The sequence below is a fragment of the Stutzerimonas marianensis genome (assembly GCF_022810315.1).
Lineage (GTDB): Bacteria > Pseudomonadota > Gammaproteobacteria > Pseudomonadales > Pseudomonadaceae > Stutzerimonas > Stutzerimonas marianensis.
In genome coordinates, this window is sequence record NZ_JALGRD010000009.1 from 230,056 (window position 1) to 239,661 (window position 9,606).

General features: G+C 65.2%; 9 protein-coding genes. 4 read left to right on the plus strand and 5 right to left on the minus strand.

The genetic code is table 11. From position 1 onward, the window contains the following. Positions 1–202 precede the first annotated feature (202 nt). Positions 203–3,376: a hypothetical protein gene (locus MST27_RS17115; RefSeq protein ID WP_243607141.1), complete on the minus strand. Its 3,174-nt coding sequence runs from the start codon at positions 3,374–3,376 to the stop codon at positions 203–205. Between the two features lie 301 nt (positions 3,377–3,677). On the opposite strand from MST27_RS17115, the gene MST27_RS17120 reads away from it, so the two are divergent. The 3 genes from MST27_RS17120 (at position 3,678) to MST27_RS17130 (ending at position 6,015) form a co-directional block, all read left to right on the plus strand. Then, a complete protein-coding gene (locus tag MST27_RS17120; protein WP_243607142.1) occupies positions 3,678–4,142 on the plus strand; it encodes a VOC family protein in 465 nt (154 codons plus the stop codon). Then, on the plus strand, positions 4,142–4,966 hold the full coding sequence (locus tag MST27_RS17125; RefSeq protein WP_243607143.1) for an aldo/keto reductase: 825 nt from the start codon (positions 4,142–4,144) through the stop codon (positions 4,964–4,966). The genes MST27_RS17120 and MST27_RS17125 overlap by 1 nt, the downstream gene beginning before the upstream one ends. Before the next feature lie 77 nt (positions 4,967–5,043). Then, positions 5,044–6,015, plus strand: coding sequence for an SDR family oxidoreductase (locus MST27_RS17130; RefSeq protein WP_243607144.1), 972 nt, complete (start codon positions 5,044–5,046; stop codon positions 6,013–6,015). 7 nt (positions 6,016–6,022) lie between these two features. On the opposite strand, the gene MST27_RS17135 is transcribed toward MST27_RS17130, so the two are convergent. Continuing rightward, the gene (locus MST27_RS17135) at positions 6,023–6,892 is read right to left on the minus strand and encodes a DUF6279 family lipoprotein (RefSeq protein ID WP_243607145.1); all 870 of its coding nucleotides are present in this window, start codon (positions 6,890–6,892) and stop codon (positions 6,023–6,025) included. A 199-nt stretch (positions 6,893–7,091) separates the two neighbouring features. Between MST27_RS17135 and MST27_RS17140 the strand changes: the two genes are divergently transcribed. Then, positions 7,092–7,283 carry a hypothetical protein gene (locus MST27_RS17140; RefSeq protein ID WP_243607146.1) on the plus strand — a complete coding sequence of 64 codons (192 nt, stop codon included), beginning with the start codon at positions 7,092–7,094 and terminating at the stop codon, positions 7,281–7,283. Between the two features lie 25 nt (positions 7,284–7,308). On the opposite strand, the gene MST27_RS17145 is transcribed toward MST27_RS17140, so the two are convergent. The 3 genes from MST27_RS17145 to MST27_RS17155 all read right to left on the minus strand — a co-directional run bounded on the left by MST27_RS17145 (position 7,309) and on the right by MST27_RS17155 (position 9,536). Beyond that, on the minus strand, positions 7,309–7,848 hold the full coding sequence (locus tag MST27_RS17145) for a hypothetical protein (RefSeq protein WP_243607147.1): 540 nt from the start codon (positions 7,846–7,848) through the stop codon (positions 7,309–7,311). Between the two features lie 79 nt (positions 7,849–7,927). Then, positions 7,928–8,689 carry a substrate-binding periplasmic protein gene (locus tag MST27_RS17150; protein ID WP_243607148.1) on the minus strand — a complete coding sequence of 254 codons (762 nt, stop codon included), beginning with the start codon at positions 8,687–8,689 and terminating at the stop codon, positions 7,928–7,930. Positions 8,690–8,816: 127 nt separating this feature from the next. Next, on the minus strand, positions 8,817–9,536 hold the full coding sequence (locus MST27_RS17155) for an RNA pseudouridine synthase (protein WP_243607149.1): 720 nt from the start codon (positions 9,534–9,536) through the stop codon (positions 8,817–8,819). Positions 9,537–9,606 lie beyond the last annotated feature (70 nt).

Genomic DNA, 9,606 nt, shown 5'->3' on the forward strand with positions numbered 1-9,606 from the left:
GCAGAACGCGTGCCAGGCTGCCTCTCTGAAAGCCCTTATGTAATGTGCTGAATTTCAAGGTATTTATTCTCACGACCGCTTCGCTGACGCTGCTGGATTCGCCTGGCCGAACGCCGGCTCCGGATACGTTCGGAAATCCGAACCCGAGCATGCCGCCACGGGGTGCACGGGGCGTGCGCAGCGCCCCGTGTCCGTGCAGGCGTCAGGAGCCGACGGTCGAGCCCCTGTCCATCTGCGTGTCAAGGTTGTCACCGTCGCCCTTGTAGTCCTCGTGCTGGCCGTCCCAATAGGTGTGGCCCTTTTCCTTGAAATACTCGTACTCGTCGCTTCGGTAATCGAAGATCGACTGATCGTCCGGTGCATCGCGCTGGCCGTATTGCTCGATGTATTCGTCGAGAAATTCGTAGCGCTTGCCACCGTCTTCGACGAGCAGGCCATCGGCCTCGAAGTCCTTGAACAGGTCCGCCAGCGCCTTCTGGTTGTCCTTCAGGGCATTGTTGAGCTTGATGTCGTGGTAGATCGAGAAGCCCAGGGTGATGAACGAGACGATTGCCCCGGCCCAGAAGAACGGGGCGGTCAGCGCACGCGCCAGGGTCAGGCCCAGGGCGTTGCCCAGGCTCGCACCCGCGCCGATTGTGGTCAGCCCGCCGGCAGCGATGGTCATGGATGCTTCGGCGATCAGTGCCTTGTCGCCTTTGGCCTTGTCCAGTTTCAGCGCACCGATCACCAGGTCCGCCACGCCGGAGAAGCCGTCACCGACCAGGTTCAACACCTTCAGCGCGGAGGTGAAGATGCGTGAATTGCGGGTTGCCTCGGGCAGACCGGAAATGTAGCCGCCGGCGCCGCCCTTGTATCCCTTGAGCACTTCCTTCAGCTGGTCTTCGGTGAGGTTGGCACGGGTGCGCAGGTCCTCGGCGTCCGCGGGATTGGCGTCAATGATGGCGCGCAGTTGCTCTTGGACCTTGGTCCGTGGCGTATCGGCATTTTCGCCCTCGGCGGGGACCCATTCCGGCGCCGGCTTGCTGCTGCCGGTCCAGATTTCCTGGAAGCTGCGATCGAGGCCGAGGGTATCCAGCGCGCTCTTGACCGCGGCCGAATCGCGACCGCTGACGTTGTGAAACAGTGTGGTGAAGTGCTGGCCCGCGCCGACGAAGGAGATGAAGTCCCGCGCGATGGACACGCGCTCCTCCGGTGTGTCGGCCAGGGTGCCGCCCTTGCCGGCCAGCTGGTAGATACCGGAGAAGAGCGAGATCATCCCGCCGGCCGAACCCAGCATGCCGACCTTGTTCAGTTGCGCCAGGGTGTTCAACAGGCCGCCGTCGGTGGCCTTGTCCAGGGCGGTGTAGGTGGGGTTCGTCTTCACCAGCTCGCGCAGGTCGTTCTCGGTGAGGGTGCCATGCCGCGCCCGGTCGCCGAGTTCGACCAGCAGCTTGTTCAGCGCGTCGGCGGTCTTCGAATCCTTGAGCAGCTCGTTGATGAACTTGTCGATGCTCTCGACGGTACGCCGCGGAATGTCCACGCCGGCTTTCTTCAACGCCGCGAACAGCGTTTTGAGGGTGTCGGCGGCGGCGACCGAGAGGTTTTCCTGCGAGATGGAGCCGGGGTCGCTGAGGATGTTCGCCAGATCGAGCGTGACGGTATCGAGCTGCAATTGCTGCAGGAAGGCATCGGCCTTTTCCGGGTCGATGGCGTGCAGTGAGGCGTAGGTCTTGGCGATGTTGGCCTGGGCGACGTCGTCCTTGTTGTCGGCCTTGAGCAAGGCCAGGTGGCGCGCGTAATCGGCGCTCATCGCGTCGCGCTCGATGCGCTCGAAGATTTCGTCCTTGTTTGGCAGCTCATCCAGCGCCGCCTTGCGCGCCTTGCCGTAGTCCTCGCTGACCGCGTCGGTCTGCAGCAGCGCTTCGATCGTTGCGTCGAGTTTGTCGCGATCGATGATGTCTTCCAGGTCCGTCTCGCCGACATGGGTCAGCGAGCGCCCGGAGCTGATGTCCAGCGAGGTCATGTCGATGCCGCCTTCCAGCGCACCTTTGGCCTGCAGCGCACGGACCAGTTTGGCGCGGTCATCGTCGTGCTTGATCTTGCCGGCGTCGATATCGGCCTTCCAGCTGTCGAGCAGGTTCTGCCAGGTGAGCTCGTCGACGGTCAGGGTCTTGCCGTCCTTGTCCTTCGCGCTGGTTTCCAGCGTGCCGATATCAATCCCGGTGAAGGTCTCGCTGGTGGCCTTCTTGGCGTCCATGACCTTGTCATAGAGCGCCTTGTTGCTCAGCTCGGAGACCGCGAACTTGCCTTGGCCCTCGACTTCGAAGGTCACCACGCCGTTGTCGGGGAAGCCGACGTTGTGGATCTGGTCGGCGTCGAAGTCCGCCGTGGCGCCGGCCGAGCCCCAGCCGTCGGCGTTGAGGTCGTTGAGCTTGAAGTGAGCCTCGGCGATCTCTTCGACCTGTGCGTAGAGTTCGGGCGTCATGAACCTGGACACCACGACCCGATCGCCGTCGTGGGTGGTGTAGGCGATGGCGCCGGTGCTGCCGAACTCGTTCGTGTAGGCGAAGGTGGCGAAATCGAAGAAGGCGGGCGGTTCGCCCTCGCGTCTGGCCAGGGCATAGCCTTCGCCGAGGTAACCCTCCACGGCGTTTCGTGCCTGCGGGTCTTCCATCAACGCCCGAAGACGCGACAGATAGTCGAACAGCTTCGGGTTGTCATGCTTGTAGACGACGACCTTGTCGCCGTCATGCTCGAAGCGGATCAGGTCCTGTCCGACTTCGTCCAGCGGGCCGATGGTGGTTCCGCCCGCGGGCGGCCACACCTCGTTGTCAGTGGCGCGCCGATAACCGTCCCGCTCGCTCTCCCGGATGCCGTCGAGGATGCCCTTGTGGGCAAGGACGTCGTCGAACATTTCCGGATTGTCGCCCTTGGCCACGACGATCCAGTCGCCACCTTGCGTCATGCGAAAGCGCAGCACTTCGGGCGCCGGCTGTTCGATGGCCAGGTAGTCGTCGATGCTGGCCGGTGCCTGGTCGTCGGCGCCGGCGCGGCGATAGTCGTCGGCTACCGCGTCCTTGACTGCCTTCAGGTTCTCGTAGTCACGACAGAGCTGCTCGTACAGGGCGGGGCTGATCGCCTGCGAGACCGTCACCTTTTCGCCGTCACGGGTTTCGTAGCGGATGATGCCGGCGCCCGTTGCGTCGGGCGCTTCGATGTCCTGGTAGTCCTTGAAGGCCGGGGGCTCGTCGCCAGCCTTGGCTAGGCGATGCGGGTCGTCGCCGGAGGGCTGCTGCCGCTGCAATGCGGCCTTGATCGCGAGGCTGAAGGTAGTTACCGAACCGGAGGGCAGTTCGTCCGCGAGGGGCTGGGTGCGCTGTACGCCTTGGGTTTTCATGGCCTTGTGTCCAGTTCCAGAGAAGTGGATTCAAGCTAGACCGCTGCCGCTCTGTGAGTCCGACACTAGCTCAGGAGCACCTTTGCAGGTCCGGGTATTGTGCGAGGAGCGCGTGACATGCGTATTGCAACGGCAGCTCTAGACCGGCACTTGGCTGCGGTTGGCAAGGCCGCTGTGCGGGGTCGGTGCGGGCTCGAGCCATGGAAAACGGCGTGCGGGCGGAACGCGTGCGCCGCGATCGCCCCTAAGAAGAGAAGGGCGCGTGCCGACGAGCTGCCGCGGCAAAGCCAGAGGAGAAGCCATGTCCCTGTACAGCAAGAACACAACCTGCAACCTCATCCCGTGCCTGCGCTACCGCGACGTTCCAGCGGCGCTCGAATGGCTGTGTCGGGTGTTCGACTTCGAGCGCCAGCAGGTGGTCGAAGATGCCGAGGTGGGCGTGATCCATGCGCAGCTCTGCTTTGGCAGCGGTATGCTCATGCTCGGTCCGGTCACCGACTCGGCCTACGGGCGCCAGGTTCGCCAGCCCGACGAAGTGGGCGGTTACTCGACCCAGAGCATCTACGTGATCGTGAACAGCGCCGATGCGCTCTACACCAAGGCCAAGGCCGCCGGCGCCGAGATCGTCATCGAGTTGAAGGACGAAGACTACGGCGGGCGCGGGTTCAGTTGCCGCGACCTGGAAGGGCACCTGTGGACCTTCGGCACCTATGACCCCTGGGCTGCGCCGGTCGCCGACCAGCCCGCCACGCAAGGAGACCGCTGATGCGAAACCTGACGTTGGCCGATGGCACGACAGTGCCGGTGATCGGCCAGGGCACCTGGCACATGGGCGAGGACCCGACCGCGCGTAGCCGAGAAGTCGCCGCACTGCGGCTCGGCATCGAACTGGGTATGACGCTGATCGACACGGCGGAAATGTACGCCGAAGGCGGCGCCGAGGAGGTCGTCGGCGAGGCCATCGCCGGGCGCCGTGATGAGGTGTTCCTGGTCAGCAAGGTCTACCCGCACAACGCCAGTCGCCAGGGGGTCGCCCAGGCGTGCGAGCGCAGCCTTCGGCGACTCGGCACCGACTGCCTGGACCTGTACCTGCTGCATTGGCGCGGGCAGTATCCACTGGCCGAAACGGTGGAAGCGTTCGAACGTCTGAAAGCCGAGGGCAAGATTCGTCGCTGGGGCGTGTCGAACTTCGACCTGGACGACATGCAGGAGCTGGCTGAACCCGCCTGCGCAACGAATCAGGTGCTCTACAACCCCGAAGAGCGTGGCATCGAATTCGACCTGCTGCCCTGGTGCCAGGCACAGCGGATACCAGTGATGGCGTACTGCCCATTGGGGCAGGGCGGCGACCTGTTGCGCCACCCGGCTGTGGTCGAAGTGGCGCGGCGGCTCGAAGCCGAGCCGGCCCAGGTGGTCCTCGCCTGGGCGCTGCGCCTACCGGGCGTCATCGTGATTCCCAAGGCCGCGCGCGCCGAACACCTGCGTGCCAACGCGGGCGCCGCCGAGCTCCGCCTGGGCGATGACGACCTCGCCGTACTCGACCAGGCATTTCCACCACCGCGTCGCGCCCAACCGTTGCAGATGGTCTGACGACGACCTCCGCCTCGCAGGGAATGTTGGCAGGTCGGCACGGTCAGCTAAGAACGACAGCAAACCGGAGAGCAGGCATGAAACGAACGAGTCTCGACGGCGCCGTGGTGGTCATCACCGGCGCGTCCAGCGGCATCGGCCGCGCCGCGGCACAGGCGTTCGCCCGTCAGCGAGCGCGGGTCGTGCTGGCGGCCAGGGACGAGGAGGCGCTTCAGGACGCTACCGAAGAATGCCGTGCGCTGGGCGCCGAGGCGCTGGCGGTGCCGACTGACATGACCCTGAGCGACTCGGTGGAGCGGCTTGCCAGCGCCGCGGCCGAGTTTGGCGGTGGGCGCATCGACGTCTGGGTCAACAACGCCGGCGTCGGGGCCGTGGGCGCCTTCGACGAAACCCCGCTGGATGCCCATGAGCAGGTGGTACAGACCGACCTGATCGGCTATCTGCGTGGCGCGCACGTGGTCCTGCCTTACTTCAAACAACAGCGCGAGGGGACGTTGATCAATACCCAGTCGGTGGGTAGCTGGGTGCCTCAGCCCTTCGCGGTGGCCTATTCGGCGAGCAAGTTCGGGCTGCGTGGTTTTTCGCATGCACTGCGTGGCGAGCTGGCGCAATGGCCGCATATCCACGTGTGCGACATCTACCCGTCGATGGTCGATACGCCCGGTTTTCGCGACGGCGGCAACTATGCCGGGCGCTCGTTGCAGCCGCCGCCACCGCTTTGCGATCCACGGCAGGTGGCCGATGCAATGGTCAGCCTCGCGCTGCATCCGCGCCATACGACTTCGGTGGGCGTGACGGCGACGCTGTTGCGCTTCGCGCATTTCCTCACGCCGGGCTTCGACCTGCTCTCTGGTCTGATGACCGGCGCCGCGTTGCGTCGGGCCGATCGAGTCGCGCCATCGTCGGGCAATCTCTTTCATCCGGCGCTGGGACAGCGGCGCATTGACGGCGGCTGGCGCCATGAAGCGGATCGTCAGCGCACGTTGCTGATCGCGGGCGGAATCGCCGCTGGCGTGGTTGGCCTGCTGTTGGCACGCCGGCGGCGCTGAAGGCGGATCAGTTCGCCGGCAGGCAGTCCAGCGATCCGAGGTCGTTGCGCAGGTCCTGCAGTTGTTTGTCGATGTGGCGTCGCTGATTGGCATCCGTCAGGCGATAAAGATCGCTGAACAGGTCGATGGCCGCCTTTTCCGCTGCGGGGAAGGCGGCACGATAGGCCGGCGTCCAGTAGGCCTCGCGGTCCTGGAGCAGGCGAGCGACACGCTCATCGAAGCCGGGTTCGTGGCGCCGGTCCAGCGCATCGCGCAGCGCCTGTTGCCACGCGGCGCGGTTTTCCAGCCACAGGCGTGTCTGCGGGGCGACCGCATGGGCCCATTGCAGGATGCGTTGGCGCTGCTCGGCATCGGTGGTACCGGTCCAGCGCTCGACACGCTCGCGCATGCGGTCGGCGCGTTCGCGAATCTGTTCGGCATCCGAAGGCCCCAAGTATTTTTCTTCGCGCTCACGCCGGTCCTCTTCCAGCGACTCGCTGAGGTCGCGCACCTGGTCGTCATCCAGGTCGGCGAGCAGTTGCGCCGTGGTGGGTGTGATCTCCTTGGCGATGGCCGCTACCGCCTCTGTCGCGTAGGCGTAGTGCTCACGCAACGCGGCTTCGTTCAGTTGGCCGTCGCGTACCTGCCCCTGCAGGCGGGCCAGGGTGTCGAGATAGCCGGGTAGCTGGGTGCGGCAGTGCCAGCCGAGGTGGTCGCGCAGCTGCGCGCGAAATCGCTTCTGCTGGTCACCGGTCATGTCCAGGTAGTCGTTAAGCGTCCAGGGGATCAGCAGATCCAGGTTGCGGTATGCCAGGTTCATGCGGCTGCAGCCGGTCAGCGTCAGCGTGGCGGCCAAGAGCCAGATCAGCGTTTTGCTCGCGAGCGTCGGGAACGGCATGGGCATCCTCGTGCTGTCGTTCGGGGCGCAACCTTCGTGCGCGTCGGTAAAGCGGACGGTACTCAGTAGAGCCGCCCGCTGCGTGGCAGTTCGGTGCAAATGGCAACCGACTGTTTCGGCGAGCACATCGCCGGCTGTTGCGGTCCCACGGATAGGGCCGTCGCTATGGCGGCGTGATTGACGAACGCAGGAGGTGATCATGCAGACCCGTATTCGGCAACTGACTGGCGATGAAGTCCCGCAGGGCTGGCGCCCGACCTGGGCAACCTGCTGGGTGGTGGAAATGGATGGCCGGGCGATCGCCGGCCCCTACGCGACCCGCGAAGAGGCGCAGGCGGTCCTCGACGGCGACGAGCTGCCGAAGGTGAGCCAGACGCCTACGCCCCGCTAGCCGCGGGTGGTGGGCCCGCAGCCGCTCAGAAACACTGGTTCGGGCAGGGCATGATCCGCTCGGCCAGTGGTGGCGGCGGTTCGACCAGCTCGCTGACCAGGTCGACCGCCTTCTCGAATGACGGATAGCCACTCTGCGCAACGTCCAGCTCGGCATATTCCTCGCGGTATCGCTCGGCTTTGGCCGGATCCGCTTGGTCGATCAGGTAGGGTTCGCTGTAAATCTTGTAGAGCAGCGCCACGGCATGAGGGTGGCCCTTGGCTCTGGCGGCTTCCAGCCGTTGCAGTACCTCGGTGGGCTGAGGTCCCTGACGGATCAGGAGCAACGCCTGGTAGAACTCGGTCTCGCCGCGCTCGTCGAGCTCGGCGCTGCGTTCGAGCAGGGCGTCGGCCAGTTCGTAGCCATCCTCGTCGCCGATGGCGATGAGAATCTTGGCTTGCAGGAGGTCGTTCTGGTAGAGCAGTCGCTCGGATCGGCAATCGCCGCCGGGTTCGTCGCAGGGCTGTGGTTGGGAGGCGCAACCTCCAAGGATCATGAGCAGTCCGATCGCCAGTGCTTTCTTCATCGCTGCCTTGTCTCTCTGGTTGTTTATCGTTGGTCAGCGCGTGTTCTGACTCGCCAGCTTCGCGTGTGTTCAGCCCGATTCACTCGGTGACCGCCATGGGCGACAGGCCATAGTGGAATACCAGGATCTGCCATTGCGGGTTGTTCGGCAGGGCGGAGACGAACCCGCGCAGGTAGTCCTTGACGGCCCGGTCCAGGGTTTCAGTCATTAACAGGTGCCTGGAGAACTCGTACAAGGGCGTGGCGGAGACGTGTAACCGGCCGAGTTCATGCTGCTTGCGGTAGTAGAGCAATGAGGAGCGTGCGATCAGCAGGGTATGGATGCGCCCGCTGAGCAGTTTTTTGAGGTTCTGCAGGTCGGAGCGGACGTCCTGCCGGATCACCGAGCCACGGGCCACGGCATCCTCGATGCCGGCATAGCGATGCCCGAGCACGCCGCCGAGAATCATGCCCTGCAGCGATTCGACCCCTTCGTAATCGAAGGCCGTGTCCGGCAGGGAGACGAACTCCTGCTGATCGGCCAGTAGCGGTTCCGACCAGCTCGCCCGGGCGGTCTGCGCTTCGGTGAAGAAGCCCGGCGTCGCCCACAGCAGGATGCCCGGTCGACCCTTTACCAGTCGGGCGTCGACGCGCTTGCGGGGGAGTTCGACCAGTTCGAAGCGAAAACGCCCGGCGTTGGCCGGGTCCTTGTTCAGCAGATCGACGAAGGCGTGGGAGAGCCCTTGTTCGTCTTCGAGAATGAAGGGGGCTGAGAGGTGATAGGTCCAGACCTCGATGCGTTGCTCCGCGGCGCCGAACAGCGGTAGCAGGCCGAGCGCGAGCACCAGAACGACTCTGTGCATGGGCATACCTCAGGCATGGACGATACAGCGGTCACCGCACGCGGTACGTGCCGGGCGGCAAGACAAGCATAGGGCGGTATCGGGCCTGACGCGAACGAAACGGCGGGGAAAACGATGGCGGCGTCGCTCAGAAGCGCTCGTGATCGCCGAGGTAGCGCCATTCGCCGACCGGCAGCTTGGCCATCGACAGGCGCCCGATCCGGATGCGTTTGCAGGCGAGCATCTCCAGGCCGACGGCTTCGCATATCAGTCGCAGGTCATCGGCCCGTGGCGCCTTGGCGACGACACGCAGGCGGCTTTCGCTCTGCCAGCTGGCCTTGGCCTTCAGTTCGCGGCCGCGGTGAGCGAGCCCCTTGGCGAGCCGATCGAGGCCGCCGGCCTTCGGCTCGCCGCGAACCTCGATGACGTATTCCTGCTCATGCGGCGTGCGGGTCTGGGTGAGTGCACGAATCACTTCGCGCTGCTGGCTGAATACCAGCAGGCCGCTTGCTTCCGTTGCCAGAGGCAACAGCAACTGCTGCCGAGCGAAATGGCGACCGCGCGGGGTCTGGCGGGCATCGTCAGCGTCCCAGCGCGGCGCTTTGGCCAGCAGGTCATGAACCGGGCCCGGCTCGGTGGGGCAGGGAACGCCGGCCGGCTTGTGCCAGAGCAGGGTCACGGGCAGCACTTCGACCGGGCTGGCGCCTGGGAGCAGCTCGATGCGCTGATCGAGCACCTTGAAGTAGGGCGCCTCGACGATTTCGCCATCGACACGGACCCAGCCGCCTTCGATATAGAGCTCGGCCTCGCGCCGTGAGCAGCCGAGCTGGTCGGCCAGGCGTTTGGAAAGGCGAATCGGGTCGGCCATAGAGGTCTCGGTGTGCGGAGAGGTACCGGGCGAGCCGTGCCCGGAACGGGGGCTCGCCTGTCGGTCGGGG